This is a genomic window from Streptomyces sp. NPDC050418 (assembly GCF_044458745.1).
Taxonomy (GTDB): Bacteria; Actinomycetota; Actinomycetes; order Streptomycetales; family Streptomycetaceae; genus Streptomyces.
This window is the reverse complement of sequence record NZ_JBITIG010000011.1, coordinates 271,346-293,364: the sequence shown is the minus strand read 5'-3', so window position 1 is coordinate 293,364 and position 22,019 is coordinate 271,346. Positions and strand designations below refer to the sequence as shown.

At 71.7% G+C, this 22,019-nt stretch carries 19 protein-coding genes and 2 pseudogenes; 14 read left to right on the top strand and 7 right to left on the bottom strand.

All coding sequences use genetic code 11. From position 1 onward, the window contains the following. Positions 1-49: 49 nt before the first annotated feature. From ACIBI4_RS26950 to ACIBI4_RS26940, 3 genes are all read right to left on the bottom strand, one after another. Positions 50-661, bottom strand: coding sequence for a hypothetical protein (locus ACIBI4_RS26950; RefSeq protein ID WP_399206629.1), 612 nt, complete (start codon positions 659-661; stop codon positions 50-52). Between the two features lie 180 nt (positions 662-841). Then, positions 842-2,056 (bottom strand): helix-turn-helix domain-containing protein, encoded by a 1,215-nt coding sequence (locus ACIBI4_RS26945; protein ID WP_399206628.1) that lies wholly within the window; start codon positions 2,054-2,056, stop codon positions 842-844. Beyond that, on the bottom strand, positions 2,056-2,205 hold the full coding sequence (locus tag ACIBI4_RS26940; RefSeq protein ID WP_399206627.1) for a hypothetical protein: 150 nt from the start codon (positions 2,203-2,205) through the stop codon (positions 2,056-2,058). The genes ACIBI4_RS26945 and ACIBI4_RS26940 overlap by 1 nt, the downstream gene beginning before the upstream one ends. Positions 2,206-2,506: 301 nt before the next feature. On the opposite strand from ACIBI4_RS26940, the gene ACIBI4_RS26935 reads away from it, so the two are divergent. The 10 genes and pseudogenes from ACIBI4_RS26935 to ACIBI4_RS26890 all read left to right on the top strand — a co-directional run bounded on the left by ACIBI4_RS26935 (position 2,507) and on the right by ACIBI4_RS26890 (position 15,692). Continuing rightward, positions 2,507-3,547, top strand: coding sequence for a DUF3068 domain-containing protein (locus ACIBI4_RS26935; RefSeq protein WP_399206626.1), 1,041 nt, complete (start codon positions 2,507-2,509; stop codon positions 3,545-3,547). Positions 3,548-3,841: 294 nt separating this feature from the next. After that, positions 3,842-4,996, top strand: a complete 1,155-nt coding sequence (locus ACIBI4_RS26930; RefSeq protein WP_399206625.1) for a glycosyltransferase family 4 protein — start codon at positions 3,842-3,844, stop codon at positions 4,994-4,996. Beyond that, positions 4,993-5,736, top strand: a complete 744-nt coding sequence (locus ACIBI4_RS26925) for a class I SAM-dependent methyltransferase (protein WP_399206624.1) — start codon at positions 4,993-4,995, stop codon at positions 5,734-5,736. The genes ACIBI4_RS26930 and ACIBI4_RS26925 overlap by 4 nt, the downstream gene beginning before the upstream one ends. Then, a complete protein-coding gene (locus tag ACIBI4_RS26920; protein ID WP_399206657.1) occupies positions 5,733-10,565 on the top strand; it encodes an alpha-(1->3)-arabinofuranosyltransferase family protein in 4,833 nt (1,610 codons plus the stop codon). The genes ACIBI4_RS26925 and ACIBI4_RS26920 overlap by 4 nt, the downstream gene beginning before the upstream one ends. Then, on the top strand, positions 10,562-11,872 hold the full coding sequence (locus tag ACIBI4_RS26915; RefSeq protein ID WP_399206623.1) for a condensation protein: 1,311 nt from the start codon (positions 10,562-10,564) through the stop codon (positions 11,870-11,872). Before ACIBI4_RS26920 ends, ACIBI4_RS26915 begins: the two co-directional genes overlap by 4 nt. Next, a complete protein-coding gene (locus ACIBI4_RS26910; protein ID WP_399206622.1) occupies positions 11,869-12,618 on the top strand; it encodes a class I SAM-dependent methyltransferase in 750 nt (249 codons plus the stop codon). Before ACIBI4_RS26915 ends, ACIBI4_RS26910 begins: the two co-directional genes overlap by 4 nt. A 14-nt stretch (positions 12,619-12,632) precedes the next feature. Beyond that, positions 12,633-13,517, top strand: a pseudogene (locus tag ACIBI4_RS26905) (hypothetical protein); the annotation flags it as partial. 308 nt (positions 13,518-13,825) lie between these two features. Further along, positions 13,826-14,059, top strand: a complete 234-nt coding sequence (locus ACIBI4_RS26900; RefSeq protein WP_399206621.1) for a Trm112 family protein — start codon at positions 13,826-13,828, stop codon at positions 14,057-14,059. Next, complete coding sequence (locus ACIBI4_RS26895; protein ID WP_399206620.1) at positions 14,056-14,859, top strand: FkbM family methyltransferase; 804 nt, start codon at positions 14,056-14,058, stop codon at positions 14,857-14,859. Before ACIBI4_RS26900 ends, ACIBI4_RS26895 begins: the two co-directional genes overlap by 4 nt. Before the next feature lie 137 nt (positions 14,860-14,996). Beyond that, a complete protein-coding gene (locus tag ACIBI4_RS26890) occupies positions 14,997-15,692 on the top strand; it encodes a DUF899 domain-containing protein (protein ID WP_399206619.1) in 696 nt (231 codons plus the stop codon). Here ACIBI4_RS26890 and ACIBI4_RS26885 read toward each other — a convergent pair. Beyond that, entirely contained in the window at positions 15,689-15,886 is a 198-nt protein-coding gene (locus ACIBI4_RS26885) for a DUF397 domain-containing protein (RefSeq protein ID WP_399206618.1), read from the bottom strand. The genes ACIBI4_RS26890 and ACIBI4_RS26885 overlap by 4 nt on opposite strands. Then, a pseudogene (locus ACIBI4_RS26880) lies at positions 15,883-16,751 on the bottom strand (Scr1 family TA system antitoxin-like transcriptional regulator). The gene ACIBI4_RS26885 and the pseudogene ACIBI4_RS26880 overlap by 4 nt, the downstream one beginning before the upstream one ends. A gap of 136 nt (positions 16,752-16,887) precedes the next feature. On the opposite strand from ACIBI4_RS26880, the gene ACIBI4_RS26875 reads away from it, so the two are divergent. Next, the gene (locus ACIBI4_RS26875; RefSeq protein WP_399206617.1) at positions 16,888-17,340 is read left to right on the top strand and encodes an ATP-binding protein; all 453 of its coding nucleotides are present in this window, start codon (positions 16,888-16,890) and stop codon (positions 17,338-17,340) included. A gap of 40 nt (positions 17,341-17,380) precedes the next feature. On the opposite strand, the gene ACIBI4_RS26870 is transcribed toward ACIBI4_RS26875, so the two are convergent. Continuing rightward, on the bottom strand, positions 17,381-18,835 hold the full coding sequence (locus tag ACIBI4_RS26870) for an ATP-binding protein (protein ID WP_399206616.1): 1,455 nt from the start codon (positions 18,833-18,835) through the stop codon (positions 17,381-17,383). A 112-nt stretch (positions 18,836-18,947) separates the two neighbouring features. Here ACIBI4_RS26870 and ACIBI4_RS26865 point away from each other — a divergent pair, with 112 nt between their 5' ends. The 3 genes from ACIBI4_RS26865 to ACIBI4_RS26855 all read left to right on the top strand — a co-directional run bounded on the left by ACIBI4_RS26865 (position 18,948) and on the right by ACIBI4_RS26855 (position 21,084). Next, entirely contained in the window at positions 18,948-19,550 is a 603-nt protein-coding gene (locus tag ACIBI4_RS26865) for a hypothetical protein (RefSeq protein ID WP_399206615.1), read from the top strand. Positions 19,551-19,592: 42 nt separating this feature from the next. Further along, a complete protein-coding gene (locus ACIBI4_RS26860) occupies positions 19,593-20,198 on the top strand; it encodes a hypothetical protein (RefSeq protein ID WP_399206614.1) in 606 nt (201 codons plus the stop codon). Between the two features lie 97 nt (positions 20,199-20,295). Then, positions 20,296-21,084: a DUF3626 domain-containing protein gene (locus ACIBI4_RS26855; RefSeq protein WP_399206656.1), complete on the top strand. Its 789-nt coding sequence runs from the start codon at positions 20,296-20,298 to the stop codon at positions 21,082-21,084. Between the two features lie 7 nt (positions 21,085-21,091). Here the strand turns inward: ACIBI4_RS26855 and ACIBI4_RS26850 are convergent, their stop codons facing one another. Next, positions 21,092-21,760, bottom strand: a complete 669-nt coding sequence (locus ACIBI4_RS26850) for an esterase/lipase family protein (protein ID WP_399206613.1) — start codon at positions 21,758-21,760, stop codon at positions 21,092-21,094. Positions 21,761-22,019 lie beyond the last annotated feature (259 nt).

Sequence of the window (22,019 nt, the reverse complement as noted above, 5' to 3'; positions counted from 1 at the left end):
TGACGGACGGCTTCTGCCGCCCGTCACCGCCCTTTTCGCGTACGGGGCGTCACACGCACCAGAAAAGGAAGCGGTCGCACTCCCCCGGCGCGGTGGGCTTCGGCTTGGGCTTGGGTTTGGTGGTCGGGGGCCGCTCGGCCGGTGCCTGCCCCTCGGGACGAGGCGGCGCGCTGCTCTCGCCCGCGCCGTCCGGGGTCACCCGCGGGGCCGCCGAGGAAGAGGAAGAGGACGTACGGGACGTGGGCTCGGGTGCCTCGCGCGAGGGACGCGCGGAGGCGGTCGTCGGCGCGGGTGCCGACGTTGGCTCGGCCGTGGTGGCCGGGTCCGAGGGCGCGGGGGCGGCCGTGGGACCGGCGGGGTGTTCGGTGCCGAGTTCGGTGAGGCTGAGCGCGCCCGCGGCGAGCGCGAGGCCCGCCGTGATCAGCAGCACCTTGTGCCGCTTGCGGCGGTGGGCGCGCTGCGCGGCCCGGCTGCGCTGCGCGCGCCGCCCCCGGTGGGACCGTACGACGCCGGTCGCCGGGGTGTCGTCGGGACCCGTTGCCGCCCCGTCCTCGGCGACCCGGGCGGCTGCGTACCGGCGGACGGCGTCGGCGGGGGTGCCGCAGCCGGGGCAGGTCAGTGCACCGTTGAGGTGGCGGTGACAGGGGTGGCAGAAGTCCATGGTCCGGGGAGGCTAGGCCCTGCGGACGACGGGGAGCAGGCAGGCCCTGTGAAAGTTCTGTGGCAAACCGAGAGCTGTGTGACAGACGTGCGCTCCTGGTGCGTCACAGGACCTGCCGGACGTCAGCCCGCCGGCCCGGTTTTCCCTCGTACGGGCCGCCATGTCCCCCGGTCGGCCGCCTCACACACCCCCGAGCACCCCGCGCAGCCGCTGCGCCCGCAGCACCAGCTCCAGCTCGAAGCGGCGGTCCGGGTCGTCGACCTCGTCGCCCCACAGCTCGCGGATCTGGCGCAGGCGGTAGCGGACCGTCTGCGGATGGACGCCCAGGCGCGCGGCCACCTCGGGGGCGCCGCCGCGGGTCTCCAGCCAGGCGAGCAGGGTCTCCGCGAGCCGGCGGCCGTGCGAGGGGCCGCAGTGCGAGAGCGGCGCGAGGCAGCGGCGGGCCAGGTCGTCCAGGAGCTCGGCCGGCTGGAGCAGGACGAGGGCCTCGGTGTGCTCCGTACAGAAGAGGACCTCGCCGGACGGAAGCAGTCCGCGTTCCATGAGGCCGACCGCGGCCTCCGCCCAGCGCAGCGACTTGGCCGCGTCCTTGAGCGGCACGGGCGGTCCGATCGCGCCCGACCAGCCGCTCATCGCGCGCCGCAGATGCTCGGCGCGGCCCGCCGCGTCCGGGTCGGGGACGACCATCCGCGGCTGCTCGGTCTCCATGTCGAGCAGTACGCCGTGGCCGACCGGCGGCGCCATGGCCTCGCGTGCGGGGCGCAGGAGCACGCCGACGGAGACCTGTTCCGGCACGGTCCAGCCGACGCGCGCGGCGCGTTCGGCGAGCACTTCGGTGGGGTCGCCGCGGTGTTCGGCGAGGAGGAGTTCCATCAACTTCCGCTGCAGGCGCAGCCGTTCCCCCGCCTGGCGTGCGGCGGCCTCGGCGTAGCCGCGTACCGATAGGTCCACTAGGCCGTCCAGATACTCGAAGCCCGCCTCGGCGAGCTCGTACATGGCAGGGGGTGGGATCTCCACTTCCTGTCCGATCTCCGTCAGCCGGCGCCACGCGAGGCGGACGCCCATGCGGTAGACGGCCTGCAGGGAGTCCAGGGTGCGGCCGTGCAGCCCTTCGCCGCGGCCGAACTCCTGGAAGATCTCCAGCTGATAGCGCGGCCGGCCCTCGCTGGTGGCGAGCTGCCGTACGAAGCCGTCGATGGCGCGCCGGATGCCGATCAGGGCCATCGGCTCGCCCGACTCGTCGTGGACGAACTGGAGTTGGGGATACTCGCGCCGGATCTCGCGCAGGATGTCCGCGGCGAGTTTCGGCACCTCCTCCAGGGCGCGCTCGGCGAAGAGCTTCACCTTCAGACGCGGTACGTCCCGCCAGGCAGAGTGCCCGCCGGCCTGCGCCATCAGCGGTCCTGCGGGGTCTCGTAGGAGATCAGCGGGGTGTTGGGCTGTTCGGGCGTGACGTTCAGGAGCGCCACGAGCCCGAAGGCCGCGCCCACGGCGAGGGCAGCGGCGGCGGCCGCGGTGATCGCGGCAGCGAGAAGTCTGTGCATGAGGGTGTCCGCCTCTCAACTGGCGGACCGCGCGGTCGACGCAGTCCGTATCGGTCGAAGAGAGCGCCCAACCGGTCCGAGCCGGCCCCACCCGGCAAGTGCCCAGTCTTGGGGGTGCATTGACAGTGCGTCAAGAGTGCGCCTACGGTTCCCGGCCCATACGAGACTTGCAGGATCTGCACGCGGAGCACACGGTGCGCAGACGCACCTCGACCGATCTGCACGCCGCAGCAATGACCGGCGCCGCCTTCCTGGTGCCGCACTCGAACCGACCCTCCCCCCGACTCATCGGAGTGCCCGGATGCGCCGTACTGCTTCCCCGTTGTCGCTGGTCATCCTGGGTCTGGGCGTGTTCCTACTCGTCCTGGCCCCGATGCTCGCGTGGTACGTCACACCACGCGCCAAGGTCAATCCGATCGACATCGACTCGACCACGGTGCTCACCGGCAAGGGCGCGTATTTCGACACCGGTGAGGTCGAGACGCTGGAGAACGTGAACCTCACGGTGACCCGTCAGGTGCGCGGCGATGTGGCGGACAGCACAGACGACGTGGCCGCGTGGGACGTGGCCACCTCGATCGACCCGGACAAGTCGCTGCCGGCCTCCTCGCCGCACGACTCGCTGCAGTGGACCCAGGAGCGCTGGGTCACCGACCGGCGGACCAACAAGGCGGTGCACTGCTGCGGGGAGGAGCCCTACTTCGAGGGCGAGGCGTACCTGAAGTTCCCCTTCGACGTGCAGGAACGCTCGTACACGTGGTGGGACAGCACCCTCGGGGCGACCGTGCCGCTCACGTACCGGGGCAAGAAGACCGTCGGGGTCGACGAGGACGGCGACGGCAAGGACGACCTCACGCACGAGGGCCTGCGTTTCACCGCGGAGGTCGAGCCGACCCGGACGGGGACACGGCAGGTGCCGGGAACGCTGGTCGGCGTGGACGCGGACCAGGTGCTCGCCGAGGAGTGGTACGAGAATCACGGCGTCGAGCTGGTCGTCGACCAGCGCACGGGCCGGATCCTGTACGCGCAGATCGGGCCGCGGAAGACCCTGCGGGCGCCGGGTGCGGACAACGACGCGGTGGTGCTCCTCGACAGCGAGAAGCTCGCGTTCACGGACGCGACACTCAAGGATCAGATCGAGCTGGTCAAGCCCGATGTCGACCGTCTGAAGCTCGTCAGCGCGACATTGCCGATAGGTTCCGGGGCACTCGGTCTGGTGCTGGTCGTGGTCGGCGGGGTCCTGGTGGTCCGCGGCCGGGAACGGCCGGCCGGGGCAACTCCCGAGGGCCCGAACGCGGGCACCGAACCGGAGGCTCCGGCGCCGGTAACGGCCCCGGTGTAGTCCAAGCGCGGCCCCGCGCCGGAAAACCCTGTCGTTCCTCACGAAGTGATGAGCCGTCAGCGTCAAGTCGGCCCGAAATTATCACCTCGGTGAGTAGCCCGAGCGAACACAGGGGCGAAAACTATCTCATCTCTTGAGAGCCCCACCGAAAGTGCACACCCGGTCCACAGTCGGAACTCCCCACACAGTTCCGGCCGTCAGCAACCGCACCACCTGTGCCACCTGTGCCAGCTCAGCACCACAGAACCCTCCCCCCCACTGCCGTTCCGCACCCCAACACGAGTTGGAGCTCGAATGCCCCAGCACGTACCCCCCTCGCTGCGTACCACGTCCCCTCAGGAGGCCCTGCCCGCCGCGCTCGCCCCGGTTCCCACGGGTCCGCGCCGCATCGTCTTCCTCGCACGCCGCGACCTCGGAAACCCGGCCGCCGGCGGCAGCGAACTCCTCGTCGACCAGCTCGCCGAGGGACTGACCCACGCCGGCCATCAGGTCACGCTCCTGTGCGGAGGACCCGCGGCCTACCGGGACTACCGGGTGGTGTCCGCGGGCGGCGACCTCGGTCACCATCTGCGCGCCCGCTCGGCGTTCGCCCGGCAGGTCGGCGACTGCGACCTGCTGGTCGAGGTGTGCAACGGCATGCCGTACCTCTCCCCCTTGTGGCACCGCGGTCCCACGCTGTGCCTCGTCAACCACGTCCACACCGACCTGTGGGGGATGCGCTACCCGGGCCCCGCGGCCCGGCTCGGACGAAGACTCGAGCACTGGGCGCTGTCCGGTGCCCAGCGCGGCAACCTCCTGGTCGCCGTCTCCCCGTCGACCGCCACGGCCCTGCGGGACATCGGTGTTCCGCGGGAACGCATCCGGGTCGTGCACAACGGGGTGGACGAGCCGGGGCCGCTCGAACCGCGCTCCGAGGAGCCGCTGTTCCTCGCGATGGGGCGGCTCGTCGAGTACAAGCGCATCGATCTGCTGCTGCGGCTGTGGGAGCGGGTCCGTCCCGTCACCGGTGGCCGGCTCGTGATCGTCGGTGACGGTCCCGAGCGCGAGCGGCTCGAACAGCTCGCCGGTCCCGGGGTGCAGTTCACGGGACGCATATCGGAGGCCGAGAAGCACCGTCTCCTGTGCGCGTCCTGGCTGCTGCTCCACCCGTCGGCCGTCGAGGGCTGGGGTCTTGTCGTCACGGAGGCCGCCACGCGCGGCACGCCCGCGATCGGCTTCGACGTACCGGGCCTTCGGGACTCCGTCGAGGACGGTGTCACCGGGATCCTCGCGCGCGGCGAGTCCTCGTTCGCGGCGGCCTGGTGCACGCTCGCCCTCTCCGCCGAGCGCCGCAAGGCCTTCGGCAAGGCGGCCGCGAGCCGGGCCGCGGCCTACCGGTGGTCGCACACCGTGCGCCAGTTCCAGGCGGTCGCCGCCGAGGCGGTCGCCATGGGCCGGGGGGTGCGGTGAGTTCCACGGTCGACAGGAAGGCCAAGGACCCTTCCCTGCGGAGGTCCTTGGCCCTCTTCCGCGCGTTTCTCAACGAGCAGCAGGACCCGGAGCACTGCTACACCCTGCTCGCCCGGGACGCCGCCGACCAGGTCGAGGCCTACGGTCCGCTCCAGGGCCGTACGGTGCTCGACATCGGCGGGGGCGGCGGCTACTTCACCCAGGAGTTCCGCCGCCGCGGCGCGTACAGCTATCTCTTCGAACCGGACGCGGGCGAGCTCGGCAAGACGCCGCCCGAGGGAACGGTGCTCGCGGACGGCTATCTGCTGCCGGTCGCGGACGCGGTCGCCGATGTGGCGTTCTCGTCCAACGTCCTTGAGCACGTGGACGATCCGGGCACCTTCCTGAGCGAGATGGTCCGGGTCACCAAGCCCGGCGGCCTGATCTACGTCTCGTTCACGAACTGGTACTCCCCCTGGGGCGGCCACGAATGGGCGCCCTGGCACTACTTCGGTGCCGAGCGGGCCCGTAAACGCTACGAGCGGCGGACCGCGAAGCCCGCCAAGCACACGCTCGGCGAGAACCTCCACGCCATCCATATCGGCGCGACACTCCGCCAGGTCAGGGCCCGGGACGACATCGAGGTCGTCTCGGCACGCTCCCGCTACTGGCCGTTCCTCGCCGGGGCCGTCACCAAAGTCCCCGGTCTGCGCGAGTTCGCGACCTGGAATCTCCTCCTCATTCTCCGGCGGTGTCCATGACCAGCACGGTCCAGTCCCCGCAGCTCCCGCCCCAGGCGCCGGCGCCGCACGCTCCGCCGGTACCGGGGCCGCCCGAAGGGCCGCGCTCGCGGCGCTGGCTGCTCGGGTTCTGGGCCGTGGCGTTCGTCCTCTTCATCGCGGCCGCGCCCGGCCGGATGACGTTCGACACCAAGCTGGGGGTGAACGTCGACCCGTGGAAGTTCCTCAGCGATCTCGGTGAGCTGTGGCACGACCGCAACGGCTTCGGCTCGATCGCCGACCAGTACATCGGGTACGCGTTCCCGCAGCTCCCCTTCTACGGGGTCGCGGATCTCCTGCAGATACCGGTGTGGCTGACCGAGCGGCTGTGGATGTCGCTCATCGTCGCCACCGCGTTCTGGGGCGCGCTGCGCCTGGCCGAGCGCCTGACCATCGGCAGCCGCCAGTCGCGGCTGCTCGGCGCCATGGTCTACGCGCTGTGGCCCACGTACACGATCGTCGTCGGCTCGACCTCCGCGGCCGCGCTGCCCGGTGCCGTCCTGCCGTGGGTGCTTCTGCCGCTCGCCAACGACCGGGCGAGCGCCCGGCTCGCGGCGCTGCGCTCGGCGGCGATCATCCCGTTCATGGGCGGGGTGAACGCCGCCTCGGTGCTGGCCTCGCTGCTGCCCGTCGGTCTGTATCTGCTGTCCCGCCCGGGCGGTCCGCGCAAGCGCGCGATGATCATGTGGTGGGTGCCGGGCGTGATCCTGGCGACCGCCTGGTGGATCGTCCCGCTGCTGCTGCTCGGCGTCCACGGCGAGAACTTCCTGCCGTACGTGGAGACTTCGGAGGCCACCACCGCCACGATGTCCGGCACCGAGGTGCTGCGCGGCGCGGGCAACTGGGTGGCGTATCTGAACTTCGGTGAGCCCTGGCTGCCGGCCGGCTGGAACGTCGCCACGGCGGTGCTGCTCATCGTCTGCTCGGCGCTGGCCGCCGGGCTCGGGCTCGCGGGTCTGGCCCGGCGCGATCTGCCGGAGCGCCGCTGGCTGGTGCTGACCGTCGTCTCCGTCGTCCTGGTGACGATGGCCGGATACGGGGGTGCGTTCGGCGCCCCGTTCTCCGAGACCTTCCAGGGCTGGCTGGACGGCTGGCTTGTGCCGTTCCGCAACATCTACAAGTTCCAGACCGGTCTCGCGCTCGCGCTCGTGCTCGGTCTGATGCACCTCGTCTCGGTGGCCGCGACCTCCCGCGGCGCCCGTCCGGTCCGCGGCCGGCGCCTCGCGCCCGCCATCGCGGCGGTCCTGGTGCTGCCGGGTCTGGCGCTGCCGTATCTCAACGGGAACATCCTGCAGCCCGGTTCGTTCCGCGAGCTGCCCAAGTACTGGCAGGCGACGGCCGACTGGCTGGAGAAGTACTCGCCGGACTCGCGCGCCCTCGTCGTCCCCGCCACCGCGCACGGCATCTACACGTGGGGCTCGCCGATCGACCAGCCCCTCGACGTGCTCGCCGACTCGCGGTTCGCGCAGCGCGACTACGTGCCCTTCGGCCAGCCCGGCAACCGGCGGGCCATGGACGCGATCGAGCAGGCCCTGATGACCGGCGGCCAAGTGCCCGGTCTGCAGGACTACTTGAGCCGCGCGGGCCTGCACTACGTGGTCGTGCGCAACGACCTCGACCCCGACCAGGTGGGCTACGTCCCGACGGCGACCGTCAAGCGGACCCTGGAGGAATCCGGGTACGAGCGCGTCACCGGGCTCGGACCGCAGACCACCGGCGGACGCATCGCGGACGACACCCCGGTCCAGGTCGAGGGCCTGTACCCGCGCAGCCGCGCCGTGGAGATCTACCAGCCGTCCGCCGCCGCCGAGCGGCCCGGACAGGCGGGGCTCAAGGCGGCCGCCAACACCGCGGTCGTCAGCGGCGGTCCGGAGGCACTGCTTCCGCTGTCCGCCGACCCGGCGATGCGGGACCGCCCGGCCGTCCTGGCCGGCGACAACCACCCCGGCGTGGGCGAACCGCAGCTCCAGGCCGTGGGTGACGGGCTGCGCCGCGCCGACACCCGCTTCGGCCTGGTGAACAACAACACCTCGTACACGTACACCAAGGACGAACGCAACCACAGCGGAAGCCTGCAGGAGCCCGGCGAGGAGCCGCGGCAGATCCTGCCCGCGGAGGGCGCCGAGCACCAGACGACGGCGGTGCTGCGCGGCGCGAAGGAGGTCACGGCCTCCTCCAGCGGCAACTGGTTCTTCTATCTGCCGCAGTACGACCCGGTGAACGCCTTCGACGGCAACCCGACGACCGCGTGGGCCGAGGGCAGCTCCGGCGAGCCCGAGGGCGAGTGGCTGCGGGTCGCGTTCGACGGCGAGCAGGCGATTCCGGGCTCGATCAAGGTGACGCCGCTCGCACAGAACGGTGTGCGGGCCGCGCCGACCCGTGTTCGGGTGGAGACGGACGCCGGTGACAAGGTCAGCACGCTGAAGCCGGACGGCTCCGAGCAGGAGATCGCCGCGCCCGCGGGTACGGCGAGTTGGCTGCGGATCACGGTCCTCGACGTCGAGGAGGCGCGGCCGGGGCTCTCGGGTGCGGGCTTCTCCGAGGTCACGATCCCGGGCGTCGAGGTCCACCGGATGCTCCAGCTGCCCGCGGACTCCGCCGATGTCCAGGCGGCGGCCACCACTTACTCGCTGCACCGTTCCTCGGACCCGGGCGGTCTCGCGCCGCTGTCCGCGGAGGCGGGCCTGAACCGGCAGTTCAAGGTCGCGACGCCCGGTGAGCACACGCTGAAGGCGCGTGCGGTCGCCGTGCCCGGCGAGGCCTACGACAAGCTGCTCTACGAGGTCGCGCCGGAGCAGAAGCAGCAGATCATCGCGTCCGCGGACTCCACGGCCGCGCTCGGCCGCGGTCTGTCGCCGCGCAACCTCACCGACGGTGATCTGACGACGGCCTGGATCGCCGGTGACTCGACGGTCCTGCACCTGAAGTGGCCGAAGAAGCAGGCGATCGACCAGATCGTGTTCGCCGCGGCCGGCGGTCTGTCCACGCGGCCGGTGAAGGCGGAGATCAGCTCCCCGGACGGTGCCACGACCGTGAGCATCGACGAGAACGGCTGGGCCCGCTTCAACGCCATCACCACGGACCGTCTCGACATCAAGATCACCGAGACGGCCCCGATGACGGTCCACAACCCGCTCGCCGACGAGAAGCTGCAGCTGCCCGTCGGTCTCACCGAGGTCTATCTGCCGGCCCTCGACGCCTACCGCACGAAGCAGCCCGACCCGGACGAGCGCTTCGAGCTGGCCTGCGGCAAGGGTCCCGAGCTGACCGTCGACGGTGTCCGGCAGCGGACCGCCGCGAAGGGGTCCGTGAGCGACCTCATGGAGCGCCGTCCGATCGAGGTCACGCTGTGCGGGGCCGAGGAGGGTGCGGCGGGTTCCGCCCAGGACGCGGGCCTCGACCTGAGCGCGGGCACGCACCGCGTCCAGGCCGGTGACGACGGTGCGCTCGCGATCACCGATGTCACGCTGACCCGCGGCACGGTCGCCGAGCCCGCCTCGGACGAGGGCACCCTGGCCGTCAACGACTGGGCGGGCGACCGCCGTTCGGTGACGGTCGAGGCGGGCGCCGCCTCGTATCTGACGATGTACGAGAACTTCAACGACGGCTGGAAGGCCACCCTCGACGGCGAGGAGCTCTCGCCGGTCCGGCTCGACGGCTGGCAGCAGGGCTTCCTGGTGCCCGAGGGCAAGAGCGGCACGATCCAGCTGGAGTTCGAGCCCGCGAAGATCTACGAGATCGGCATCATCGCGGCCGGTGTCGCGGTCCTTCTCCTGGTGCTCGCGCTGGTGATCTGGCGCCGGGACCCCGAGGAGCAGCGGGCCCCGCAGTCGCCGCCGGCCGCAGGGCTTGTCCTCGGCACGGTGGTCCTGACGCTGGTGGCCGCGGTGATCGCGGGACCGTTCGCGCTGCTCGTACCGGCGCTCGCGCTGGTCGCGTGGTGGCGGCACGCGCTGCTCGTCCCGATCGCGTTCGTGGCGATGGCGGGCGCGGGAATCGCGGCCTGCGTCGGGGCCGGGCAGGCGGCGGTCGCGGACGAGGGAGCGTTCTCGCCCGCGGCGCAACTCCTGGCGCTGATCGCGCTGTTCGCGGCTCTTGTGAGCGTCGGCGGCGACAACGAACGGGGACGTACGGCCACGGCCGGAGCGGATCCGTACGCGCCCGCGGGCTATGCGGCGGGCGGTTCGGGTACGACGCTGTCCCTGGGTACGCAGCCGCCGGCCGCCGCGCCGTACGCCGCGAGCCCGACGCTGTCGGCGCGTGGTCCGGGCGTGCTCGGACCGCAGCCCGACGAGGAGCGGCCGACGTTCCGGCTGCCCCGGCGCAGGCGGACGAGTGGGGAGTCGGCGGGGATGGGTGCGGCAGGGGTCTCCGGGGCGGCCGCCCCGGGCGCGCCCGATGCCGGTGCGGGCGAGGCCGCCTGGCCCTTGGACATGGGCTCCCCGCAGACGGAACCGGCGGCGCCCGCGGCTCCACCGGGCTCGGCCCCCACGGGCTCGGATCCGTCCGGCTCGGATCCGTCCGTGTTCGAGGCCGAGGGCTTCGCGTCATCGGAGGCCGCCGCCGAGCCCCAGGCTTCCGACCCGCTCGCGAAGGGCACGCCCGCGTACGGGACCGGCCCTGACCTCGTCGTACGGCCGCTGCCGACCGGCGAGGCGCCCCCGGCCGACACGCCGCCGTCCGACGCGATCCCCCCACAGGGCGGCGACGATCCCCGCGAGACCCGGGACGCGGCCCCGTCGGACAGCGCCGGGCCCAACGACACTCCCCCGTCCGACGAAGCCCCACGCGACCGTCCGGAGGACCGATGACAGCAGTGCAGCAGCCCGCTTCGCGACCCGCGGCGGGGCGTCCGCGCCGGGTGCCGTTCCCGGTGGTGGACGAGGTCGCGCGGCACTGTCTGCAGGAGGAGGAACCAGAGACCGTCCACATCGAGGTGCATCTGCCGGGCCTGCCCGACCGCGAGCGGCTGCGGGAGGCCTTCGTGGAGGCGCTGCGGCGGCACCCGCGGATCCTGATGCGGGAGGCGGCGGGGCGCTGGTACCGGCGGCGCTACGAGTGGGAGCTGACGGACGCGCCGGACGTACCGGTGGTGAGCTTCCCGCCGGCGGGTCCGGACGCGCTCAAGCACGCGCGCGTACGGGCCCTGGCCGAGGCACCGCCGCTGTCGCAGTCGCCTCCGGTGCGCCTGGAGATGGTCGCGGATCCCGAAGTGGCGGGCGGGAGCGTGCTGTTCCTGACCATCAACCACACGGCGCTGGACGGGCCCGCATGTCTGCGGGTCCTCGCGACGGCGGCGGAGGCGTACGGCGGCCGGGACAACTCGCCCGCCGCGCCGCCCGTCCGTACCGAGAGCGCCGCCGCCGCGCCGGTCGGGATGCCGAGCAGCTGGTCGCCGCCCGCGCATGTCGCGGCGGGCAGTCCCGAGCCCTCGCCCGGCAACGGCATGCTGGTCGCCGACCTTCCGGTGCCGCGCCGCGACAAGGGCGTCCCGTACACGGTCAACGACCAGTTGATGGTGGCGACGGCGCTGATGATCGCGCACTGGAACCGCGAGCACGGCAAGGCGCCGCGGCCGATGCGGATCACGATGCCGGTGGACGACCGCCCGCGTGACGCGGGGATGCCGATCGGGAACGGCACCCGGCTGGTCGAAGTGCCGTTTGCGGCCGCCGAGTTGGACGCGTCCCGTATCGAGGAGCTGCTGCGCCTGACCTCCGAACGGACCCGCGCCCTGAAGTCCCTGTCCCGGCCCCAACTGGGCCACGGAGCCACCCTGTTGACCGCGCCGGTCGTGCCGGTGGCGTGGCGGGCCGCGGTGACGCGCGGGCTGCGCAAGGCCGTCGGACCGTGGACCTCGACCACACTGCTCAGCAACATCGGCCGTATCCCCTACCCGCTGGACTTCGGCGACGCGGGCCGCGCGAACGCCGTCTGGTTCTCGGCGCCCGCGCGCATCCCGCGCGGCCTGACCGTCACCACCGCGTCCACGGCGGGCCGCCTGCACGTGGCCTTCCGCTGGTCGAAGACCCTGCTCGGCTCGGGGGACGGGGCCCATCTGCGGGACCTGTTCGAGCATTATCTGCACGCTACGGAACCGGGGCGTGAGGCGTCATGACACCACCGTCGGCCGACACCACGGCCCGTCCCCAGTTGCGGGACTTCTACGAGAACCCGTCCGTCCCCGTCGCCTCCGGCGATGCCCGCAGTCTGCGCCAGGCACGGATGCTCGCCGCGGCCCTCGGCCCGGCCCGCTCGGCCCCCGCCACCGTGCTCGACATCGGTTGCGGCGACGGCTCCGCGGCCCGCACCGCCGCACCGCTCCTGTCCGGCCACCGCGTCATCGGCGTCGACTGGTCCCAGGACGCGCTGCGCCGCGCCCGCTCCCTGATGTCGGACGTCGTGCGGGGCGAACTCACCGACGGCGGCCTGCCGTTGGCGGACGGCTGCGCGGACGCGGTCCTGTTCAGCGAGGTCATCGAGCACCTCGTGGACCCGGACGCGGCCCTCGACGAACTGCGCCGCGTCCTGCGCCCCGGCGGGCATCTGATGCTCTCCACGCCGAACCTGGCCGCCTGGTACAACCGCGCCCTGCTTCTGGCCGGGGTCCAGCCGGTGTTCTCGGAGGTCAGCCTGCGCGGCATCCACGGCCGCCCCGGCTCGGAGGTCGTGGGCCATCTGCGCCTGTACACGGCCCGTGCGCTGCGGGAGTTCCTCACGGCGTCCGGTTTCGAGGTCGTACGGGTGGCGGGCGCGCCCTTCCACGGTGTCCCGCGGCCGTTGCGCGCCCTGGACCGGGCGGCGTGCCTGGCTCCGTCCGCGTCGTCGATCCTGCTGGTGCATGCGCGTAAGCCGGGAGGCTAGCCATGTGGTGGGGGGTGGCTGCGGCACTGCTCGCGAACACGCTCTACAGCGTGGGCTTCGTCCTGGAGAAACGCGCCCTGACCGCCATGCCGTCCCTCTCCATCCAACAGCCGTTCCGCCTGCTCGCCCACGTCCTCAGCAGCCCGCTGTGGGTGGGCGGCGCGGTGGCGCTCGCGGCCGGGTTCGGCGCCCAGCTGATCGTCTACCGGACCCTGCCGATCGCCGCGGCCCAGGGCATCTTCGTCTCGGGCCTGGTGATCCTCGTGATCCTCTCGGCCCGGCTGCTCGGCGAACGCACCTCCGGCCGCGAACGCTGGGCCCTGGGCGCGATCCTGGGCGCGCTGCTCATGGTCGTGCTCTCCCTCAAGGAGGGCGCGGACAAGGTCGGCACGCACGCTCCGGCACTGACCGTCGTCGCCGTCTGCGTCCCCTCGCTCGCGGCGGGCCTGTGGCTGTACGCGGCGGTCGAGGGCCGCGCCCGCAACCGGCACCGGCTCCCGACGAGCGGCGTCGAGTACGGGGTCGCGATCGGGCTCCTGTACGGGGTGAGCTCGCTCGCCATCAAAGGCGTGTCCAGCCATCTGCTCGCCGCCGACGGCCGGCGCTTCATGGACCGTTTCCTCGACCTGCTCATCTCCCCGTACCCGTATCTCCTGTGCTGCACGGGCGTGTTCGGCCTGATCATGTCCGCGGCGGCGCTGCAGCGCTCGCGCGCCTCGCTGATCGTGCCCGTGTGCACGATGGTGACGTCGCTGTTCACGGCGGTCCTCGGCACGCTCGCGTACGGGGAGCCGCTGCCCACGGATCCGGTACGGCTCACGCTGCGGCTCGCGGGGACGGGGCTGGCCGTGGTGGTGCTGCTCGCGCTGCCTCGGCATGACGAGGAGGCGGGGGGTCCGTCGGCGGACGAGGTGGCCGCGGAGCCGCAGCCGGGCGAGGCTCCTCCCGTAGCCGAGGCGGCCGAGGCAGCCGAGGCGGCCACCCCGCCGCCTCCCGCCCCGAAGCCCGCACCCGACACCACACCCGACGCCACACCGGAGGCACCCTCCCCGCGCATCACCCGCCGCCCGCCACCACCCACCACCCCCTCGGGCCGCACCATCGGGACGCACCTGCCCCGCAGGATCCCGCCGCCCAGCACTCCCCCGCGCACCACACTCCGTACGCCCCTCGACAACCGTCGCAACCCAAGGAGTTGACCTTGAAGATGACCCCCGAAGACCCGCTCCTGAAGATCCTCGCGTGCCCGCTCGACAAGGGCCCGCTGCACCTCCTCACCGCCGAGGAGGCCCTCTACAACCCGCGGCTGCGGCTGCGCTACCCGGTCCTCGAAGGCATACCGCAGCTGCTGCCGTCCTCCGGCGAACAGGTCGCGGACGAGGAGCACGCCGATCTGGTCCGACGGATCGAGGCCGCGAAGGAGACGAAGGAGGCCCGATGACCCTCGCCGCACGCGTCGGCCCACTGCTCCCGGAACACGTCGTGGGCCGCATCGCCCAGCTCCTCTACCCACGCTACGAGCCCGAACTGGCGCACCTGGACGACTACTTGCCCCGAGGCTGCCGTACGGCCGTGGACATCGGTGGCTGGTACGGACCGTGGTCGCGGCGGCTCGCCTCGCGGGCCCGTGACGTCGTCACCATCGAACCGGTCCCGCATCTCGCCCGCACCCTGCGGCGGATCACCCCGCCCAACGTCCGGGTGGTGCAGGCCGCGACGAGCGACCGGCCCGGCACCGCGCGCCTCTGGTTCCCGGAGGGCGACGCGGGCACCCGCGGCCTGTCCTCCCTGATCCGCCGCGACCTGCACACCCACGGCGTGGACGTCTCGTGCGTCCCGCTCGACGACCTGGAGCTGAGGGACGTCGACTTCATCAAGATCGACGTGGACGGCAGCGAACTCGCCACACTCACGGGAGCATCCCGGACCCTCGCCCGTGACCGCCCGGCCCTCCTCATCGAACTGGAGGCCCGCATCCAGCCGACGGCCCCGATCATCGACCTGCTCGCCGGCCACGGCTACGCGGGCTGGGTCCTCCCCGAGACGACCTGGCTTCCCCTCAGGGACTTCGACCTCACCACCCACCAGGAGGCGACGTCCCACGTCGCGAGCCACGGCCTGCTGCGCCGCGCGCTCCCCTTCCCGGGCCCGCGCTACGTGAACTCGGTGCTGTTCCTGCCGGAGGGCCGCCGCCCGAGCCCGGCCCGCCTCCCGACGGCCACGCTCCGTCCGCACGGGTGACGTTCCGTCCCCACAGGGGCCGTCCCCGTCCCGGCCGATGAGTTCCGACCGATGAGTTCCGTGCCCCACCACGGTCCTCCCTTGTACAGGGATCCATGCCTCCATGCCCCATGGGTACACGGAAGGACCACCGCACCATGACCGACCAGAAGACTGCGCTGCCGCCCATCGTGGACGCCAAGACCTGGCAGACCGAACTGGACGCGTTGCGCGTACGCGAGAAGGCCGCCACCCGCGAGCTCGACGCGATCGCGGCCCAGCGCCGCCGCCTGCCGATGGTGGAGATGCCCGACTACACCCTGCAGTCGGCCGAAGGACCCGTCCGCCTCGTCGACCTCTTCGACGGCCGCTCGCAGCTCATCGTCTACAACCACATGTGGTTCCCGGACAAGGAATGGCAGTGCCCGGGCTGCACGGGCTACACCTCCCAGTTCACCCGCCTGGACTTCCTGGCCGCGCACGACGCCCGCTTCGTGATCGTCACACAGGGCCCCATCGACGAGGCCCTGGCGTACAAGGAGCGCGTCGGCAACAAGATGACCTGGTACTCCACGGCCGACAGCCCCTTCGGCGCGGACGTCGGCGCCCCGCCGGGCGCGGGCTTCGCGGTCAACGTCTTCCTCCGCGACGGCGACAAGGTCTACCGCACGTGGCACACGGACGGCCGCGGCACGGAACAGCTCAGCCACACCTTCGCCCTGATCGACGTCCTCCCGTACGGCCGCCAGGAGGAATGGCAGGACGTCCCGGAGGGCTGGCCCCAGTCGCCGACGTACAGCCGGTGGCCTTCCTCGAAGGAGATCGCGGGGTGGTACGGGGAGGGCGCCTCCTAGTCCGAGGACGCCCCGCACGCGTATGCCACGAATGCCGTCCAGCCGGCGGGGGTTGTGGTCAGCTGGGCGGCTTCGGGCTGCTTGGAGTCGCGGATGTGGATTGCGTGGGGGCGGGCGGCAATCTCGATGCATTCGCCGCCGCCGCCACCGCTGTGGCTCGACTTGAACCAGACCAGTTCTTCGGTGGTGTTCATCGCTCGCCCAGTTTCCTCTCGATCAGAGCCCGGGACTCACTCGGGGTGAGGGCCATCGCGCGCATGATCCCATAGCGATCCACGATCAGCCTGACCTCCGGCGGATCGGTGATCAGCCTCGGGTACTCCTGAACCTCCGTGTATGCGATGGGATGGTCCTGCCCATTGGGGATCAGCAAGTTGAACGCGCCGTCCAGGTTCGGGTGTTCCCTGCAGCCGGTGGGCATGACCTGCAGTTCCACATTGCGCATCCCCGCCACCTCCAGGATGCGCCTCAACTGCGCGCCATGGACCGCCTGCCCGCCGATCGGACGGTCAAGGATGGCTTCCTCCAGTACGTAACTGATCGGAGGCATCGGCAGACGCTCGAAGACTCTCTGCCGATCGAGCCGGTCCGCAACCCGCTTCTCAATAGTGAGCTCATCAAGAAGCGGTCGCCGATGCGAGAACACCACGTGCGCGTGCTCAGCAATCTGCAGCAGCCCCGGCACCCCCTGATTCGCATAGAAGTGCAGCTCGACCGCCTCCGCCTCCAACTCCGCGTATCCCCGATACCACTCCGGATGCCGCGTCCGAGCCTTCTTCAGCGCCTCCCGCACATCAGGAATCGCACCTTCAACAGCCCACCCGCACGCAGGACTTCATCCACCCGCTCCAGAAAGTCCGGCTGCGGAGTCCGTACGCCCCGTTCGATCGCCGAGACGAGATCCTCGCCGACGTGCACCTCGGCCCCGAGCTGCTTCTGCTGCAGCCCGGCCGCTTCCCGCAGAAGCTTGATCTGCCGCCCCAGTGCGCTGAACAAGTGCGCCGTGCCGTCGGTTTCGGCAGGCCGTTCCGGCCTGCGTTCCCCCTTCGCGTACGCCATATCCGTACCGCCTTCGCGCCCGCCCGAAATGGTCACGCCCGACGAGCCGTACAGCACCCGACCGCACCCGTACGGTCACGCTCCGTCGCCCCGTCACTCCTGGTCAGCGTAAGCGCGACCCACCACGCTCGGTGACATGAACCTCGAAATCCCCACCCCGGCAGCCGACTTGACCTTCACCCAGCGCTTCAGCGCGACCCCACGCGGCGCCCGCCTCGCCAGGCGCCTGACCGTGCAACAACTGGCCGACTGGGGCATCCCCCACGCCACCCCGGCCTCCGACACCGCAGCCCTCGTCGTCGCCGAACTCGCCACGAACGCCGTCACACACGGTCGCGTCCCGGGCCGCGACTTCGAACTCCACCTCACCCTGACCACCACGCACCTGACCGTGGACCTCTCCGACCCCCGCCCCGAACGCCTGCCCCACCCACTCCCGAAGCACCCACTCGCCGAGGAGGGCCGCGGCCTCGTGCTGGTGAGCGCACTCAGCAAGGAGTGGGGCGTCCGTGAACGCAGGGGCGGCGTCACCAAGACGGTCTGGGCGGTCCTGGCACTACCGTCAACGGAGGCCGACAACCGCGAGTGAAAGCTCCCGCCACCGCGTCGGACGGGCGGCTTGAGCAGTCTCAGCCCCTCCACGCCTCCATAACGTCACCGGGCCCCCAGACAAGCCCCGGATCGCCCGGATCAACACCGTCGCCGATCCCACCCAACGAGACGACCACCAGGCCGGATTCGGTCAGTTCGAAGCCCGGGACCTGGGACGCTCCCTGCTGGAGCGACGTGAGGTCGTGGCGGTCGAATGGGGAAGCGAGCCACTTCACGGAGCCCGCGAAGTGGATCCGGCCTGCTACGGGTGAGCGATCCGCACCGATCAGGTCGACCTCCGGGGAGAACTGGCGGTTCCACCAGCCGCCGACGTGTTCCACCTCCGGCCACGGCAACTCTCCTGCTCCTGCTGCGAGTTGGAGCGACTCACGGATCATGGGCTCCACGGCGCGGCCCCGCCAGCTCGCCCAGCGGCGCTCGACGATCCGGAACGCGGCCTCCGGTCTGCCACGGCGGCTCTGTTCCTGTGCAGTGCGCAGTGCCGCGAGATACCAGCGCAGATTGGTGTCCGCGACCCGGTACAGCGCGGGTTTGCCCGGCTTCACCGAGAGCGGTGAGTCCACGGCGAGTACACGCTTCTCGTCCGTCAGCCGGCGCAGTATCGGCGACAGAACGCCCGACGGCAGCGCCCCGGCCTGACTGCCCGCGGTCGCCGCGATGGCCCCATGTGTGCGGTCGCCACTGCCGATGGCCTCAAGCACCCGCCGAGCCTGATCCGGCGCGGGAAACTCCGCCATGAGCGCCGCCTCCGGCACCCCGAAAAGCGGGGAGGCCGGGTCGGCGCACTCGGCCTCGATGAACGGGAGGGCGGGAGTCCCGTGCGGCCAGGCCCGGAGGATGCCGGGCAGCCCCCCGGAGACGAGGTGGGCGTCGATGGCTTCGGCGGGACCGAGCCCGAGGGCGTCCGCGACCTCGGCGGGATTGAGGGGACCGAGCACCAGGCTGTCGGCACGGCCGTAGAAGGGCCGGTCGTACGCCGTGAGCCGCTCCATCATGTGCAGGTCGCTGCCGAGCAGGAGCAGCAGGACGGGACGCTGCGCGAGAAGGCGGTCCCATGCGGTCTGCAGCGCCCCGTCGAACACGGAGTCCTGCTCGGCGAGCCAGGGCAGCTCGTCCAGGACTACGACACAGGGCGATGCGGGCAGCACGGACGCGAGCACCCGGAACGCGTCGGGCCAGGTGACACCGACGCCCACCTCGGGGATCAGGTCGCGTTCGGCGGGGAGCGATGAGGCGCGGAGCTCCGCGAGAAACTCCTGTACGCCTTCGACCGGGGACGCGCCTTTGGTCGCGGTGAAGTACACGTACGGCACTCCGGCTCGGTCGCAGAACTCCTGGACGAGGCGCGACTTCCCGACCTGCCGACGACCACGGAGGGCCACGGCGGCGGCGGACCCGGTCCGGGTGACGCGCTCCATGCGCTTGCGGAGGAGGTTCAGCTCGGTGGTGCGCCCGACGAATGTGGTCGACATGCTCGGTCCGTTTAGGTAGATGGATTCTATGTAGATTCTGTCTACGTAGATCTATTCTACCCAGACCTCGACCGTCGGTCATCAGGTGCAGGCGCCTGCGAAACTGGCCCCCATGCCCCGCCCCTCAGCCACCACCCCACCCCCCTTCGGCCCCCTCGACTTCCAGCTGATCCTCCTCCGGCGCATGGCCGACTACAACCCCGTTCTCGTCGATGAGGCGCGGCGTGAGCTCGGGGTTTCTCAGGCGGAGATGCGGGAGGCCAATCGGCGGTGGCAGGCGATGGTGCGGGCGCCGCGTGGGCGGGGGGCCGTGGCGCGGTATCGGTCGGTGCTCGGGGCGCCCGGGGCCCGGATCCGGCGGCAGGTCGGGGATCTGGAGTGTGAGGCGTTGTTGTGGGCCGTGCAGTTGTGGCCGGAGCTGCGGTTCGAGGTGTTGCTCGCGCCCGGTGGGGCGGCGGTGGGCAATGAGTGGCTGATCAGGGCTCCCGAGGCCGCGGGGCCCGAGCTGCGGACGGTTGAGGATCTGCGGCCCTGGTCGGCCACCGTGGACGAGGTGGGCCGCGCGTTCCCGCCCGCCCGGTTGCTGGAGGGCTCGGCGCCCACGCGCTGGCGGCTTGCGTTCGAGGCGCCGGATGCGGGCGGGGTGCGCAGGCCGTACGTCGGGGACTTCACGTGGGGGTTGTTGCAGGACGTCAGTCACCGGCCGCACGCGTAAACCGATTCCATCGGCCGCCCCACCTGGGAGATAGTCCAGGTCATGGTGGTGAGGCCGGGAATCGGGGACGCGTTGCGGCGGTGTGCCGAGTGCGGTGGGTACGCGTACGGCGGTGCGCCGGAGTGCGAGGCGTGTCGGGATCTGGTCGACGGGATCGTCGAGGAGGAGTGGGGCGCGTTCGTCCGGCGGTGGGGCGGCGAAGGCGAGGAGCGCGAGCTGGCCGGGATGGTCGCCGGGGAGCCGGACCGGTACGACTGGCGCGTGGTCGACGGCGCGTACGACCGGCTGGTGTGTGCGGAGTGCGGGCGGCGGCTGGGGCGCGGGCCCGTGGGGTGCGTCGAGTGCGAGCGGGCGCATGGGTTTCGGTACGCGGCCGTCGAGACGGACCGGCCGGGTGCGCCGCCGGGCAACGAACACGCCGTACGCGTGAATGTGTCCGTCGTACGGCGGCCGCACATGACGTCCGCCACCGAGCTTCTCGTCCGCAGGAAGCTGCTTCCGCTGCTCCTGGTGGGGTTCCTGCCGAGCACGGAGGAGGCACAGCGGCTGAGTGCGGCCGTGAAGCGGGCGGCTCCCGAGGAGCGGGAGCGGGTGATCGACCGGGCCGTGGAGGATGCAGCCGTCCGGTTCAGGGCGGGGAAGCAGTGAGGAGCGAGGGGAACCAGTGAGTACGGAGACGTGGGTTGCGGGTGGGCGGGTACGGCGGGCCCTCGACCATGTGGCGGGGCTGGCGCGCGGCGGGCCGATCGACGCGGGCCTGCGGATCACGCTGAACTTCCACCCCGACCGGCTGACCGCCGACGGCACGCCGATTCTCGACGCGATGGCCGCACAGGGCGCGTACCACTCGCAGTTCGTGACCGGGACCAGCAACGGCGGACTCACCGCGTACAAGGGCGGGGACCGGTGGCGCTGGGAGAGCCGGATCTTCGGCGGCGTCTACGACGACGCCCCGGCCATGGAACGTCCGGTGTACGGCGCGCTCAACTTCCGCGCCCGGCCCACCGGAGCCGCGCCCCGCTTCGGCTCCGCGCACCTGCGCCTGACGGCCGGCGCGCTCGCCCGCACCACGCACTGCTACCCGGACAGCTTCCTGGAGCCGGAGGACTTCGGGGTCGCAGAGGCCTGCGCGCTCATCCCCCTCGCCCTCGCCGACGAACAGGACGCGCTCGATGACTACATCGAGAGTCAGGTGCACGGTCCGGTGCGGTACGCGGGCGACGTGGAGGCACTGGTCCTCGACCCCTGCTTCCGGGGTACGGAGGTGGAGGCGGCAGGACGGCGGCTCGGCTGTCCCGTGGAGTTCCACGGAGGGTTCCGGCTGTCAGCCGAGGAGTTGGCGCGCCATGGGGACTACCGGGGCCAGGAGTTCGTGGACCTCGGCCTCGCGCTCGCGGTCGACGGCTTCCTGGACCCGGCGGTCATCGGGGCGGCGTCCCGGTCGGGTACGCACGATGAGCAGGCGCTGAAGCGGGTCTGGCATCTGCTGGCCCGCTTCGGCGCGCCGCTCCACCAAGGGGCGGTCAGCGAATAGGGCGCGCTCAGCGCACGAAGTCCCGTACCCCCTTCGACACCGCGTCGTCGCCCAGGAAGTCGTTGTGCTCCAGGCAGCCGGCCGCCACGTTCGTCGCGCCCGCGAGCGGGACGCTGCTGTCCGGGTTGATGACCTCGTCGCAGTTGGACCAGAACGTCGCGTACGAGACGGACCCCGGAGTCTCGTCGTCCTCCGCAAGACCGTCCTGCACGTACGAGCCGGGGGTCATGTCGCGGCACGCCTGGGACCAGAGGGCGCAGGCCCACGCGGTGCTGGTGCCGTGGTTGGGTCCGGCGAGCGAGACCCAGTCGTCGACCGCGTCCTCCCCGCCGCCGTGCTTGATGTACCAGCGGGTGACGAGGCTGCCGAAGGAGTGGGCCACGATGTCGACCTGGGAGGCGCCCGTCCGCGTACGGACCTCGTCGACGTACGCGCCGAACTGGCCCGCGAGCGTCTCGTTCACGGACTGGTCCGTGTCGTAACCCCAGGAGAAGAGCTCGGCGTCGGTGTAGCCGGAGGCGGTGAAGTCGGCACGCAGGGAGCCCCAGACGCCGGGGTCGGCGTTGTAGCCGTGGACGAAGATGACGGGGTTGCGGGCGGCGCGGGTCTGGTCCGGTGCGGCTTGGGCCGGGGCGGCACCGGTCAGCCCCAGCAGGGCCGCGGCGAGGACGGACATCAGGGCACGACGGAGGCGGGAACGGGAACGGAAGCGGGAACGAGAACGCAGCACGGACAACTCCCCCTTGGTCAAAGACGGTTACGCACGAGTAGCGGTCCCGTGCATGGTGAGGCCTGTGAGACGCGATGAACAGAGTCGTGCCCGCGCAGGTGTGAGGACGGCCACGTGCTGCCGTCGTGCGCCACTGGTAGTGCCAGGATTCGGCTGATGCGCCCGAGGAAGCCCCGACCCGTCTCCGACGAATGGGAGTACCCCA

What these genes read in the sequence shown, in the direction of transcription:
- ACIBI4_RS26950 (WP_399206629.1), bottom strand. Translation starts at nt 661, where the DNA reads ATGGACTTCTGCCACCCCTGTCACCGCCACCTCAACGGTGCACTGACC.
- ACIBI4_RS26945 (WP_399206628.1), bottom strand. Translation starts at nt 2,056, where the DNA reads ATGGCGCAGGCCGGCGGGCACTCTGCCTGGCGGGACGTACCGCGTCTG.
- ACIBI4_RS26940 (WP_399206627.1), bottom strand. Translation starts at nt 2,205, where the DNA reads ATGCACAGACTTCTCGCTGCCGCGATCACCGCGGCCGCCGCCGCTGCC.
- ACIBI4_RS26935 (WP_399206626.1), top strand. Translation starts at nt 2,507, where the DNA reads ATGCGCCGTACTGCTTCCCCGTTGTCGCTGGTCATCCTGGGTCTGGGC.
- ACIBI4_RS26930 (WP_399206625.1), top strand. Translation starts at nt 3,842, where the DNA reads ATGCCCCAGCACGTACCCCCCTCGCTGCGTACCACGTCCCCTCAGGAG.
- ACIBI4_RS26920 (WP_399206657.1), top strand. Translation starts at nt 5,733, where the DNA reads ATGACCAGCACGGTCCAGTCCCCGCAGCTCCCGCCCCAGGCGCCGGCG.
- ACIBI4_RS26915 (WP_399206623.1), top strand. Translation starts at nt 10,562, where the DNA reads ATGACAGCAGTGCAGCAGCCCGCTTCGCGACCCGCGGCGGGGCGTCCG.
- ACIBI4_RS26910 (WP_399206622.1), top strand. Translation starts at nt 11,869, where the DNA reads ATGACACCACCGTCGGCCGACACCACGGCCCGTCCCCAGTTGCGGGAC.
- ACIBI4_RS26900 (WP_399206621.1), top strand. Translation starts at nt 13,826, where the DNA reads ATGACCCCCGAAGACCCGCTCCTGAAGATCCTCGCGTGCCCGCTCGAC.
- ACIBI4_RS26895 (WP_399206620.1), top strand. Translation starts at nt 14,056, where the DNA reads ATGACCCTCGCCGCACGCGTCGGCCCACTGCTCCCGGAACACGTCGTG.
- ACIBI4_RS26890 (WP_399206619.1), top strand. Translation starts at nt 14,997, where the DNA reads ATGACCGACCAGAAGACTGCGCTGCCGCCCATCGTGGACGCCAAGACC.
- ACIBI4_RS26885 (WP_399206618.1), bottom strand. Translation starts at nt 15,886, where the DNA reads ATGAACACCACCGAAGAACTGGTCTGGTTCAAGTCGAGCCACAGCGGT.
- ACIBI4_RS26875 (WP_399206617.1), top strand. Translation starts at nt 16,888, where the DNA reads ATGAACCTCGAAATCCCCACCCCGGCAGCCGACTTGACCTTCACCCAG.
- ACIBI4_RS26870 (WP_399206616.1), bottom strand. Translation starts at nt 18,835, where the DNA reads ATGTCGACCACATTCGTCGGGCGCACCACCGAGCTGAACCTCCTCCGC.
- ACIBI4_RS26865 (WP_399206615.1), top strand. Translation starts at nt 18,948, where the DNA reads ATGCCCCGCCCCTCAGCCACCACCCCACCCCCCTTCGGCCCCCTCGAC.
- ACIBI4_RS26860 (WP_399206614.1), top strand. Translation starts at nt 19,593, where the DNA reads ATGGTGGTGAGGCCGGGAATCGGGGACGCGTTGCGGCGGTGTGCCGAG.
- ACIBI4_RS26850 (WP_399206613.1), bottom strand. Translation starts at nt 21,760, where the DNA reads ATGTCCGTCCTCGCCGCGGCCCTGCTGGGGCTGACCGGTGCCGCCCCG.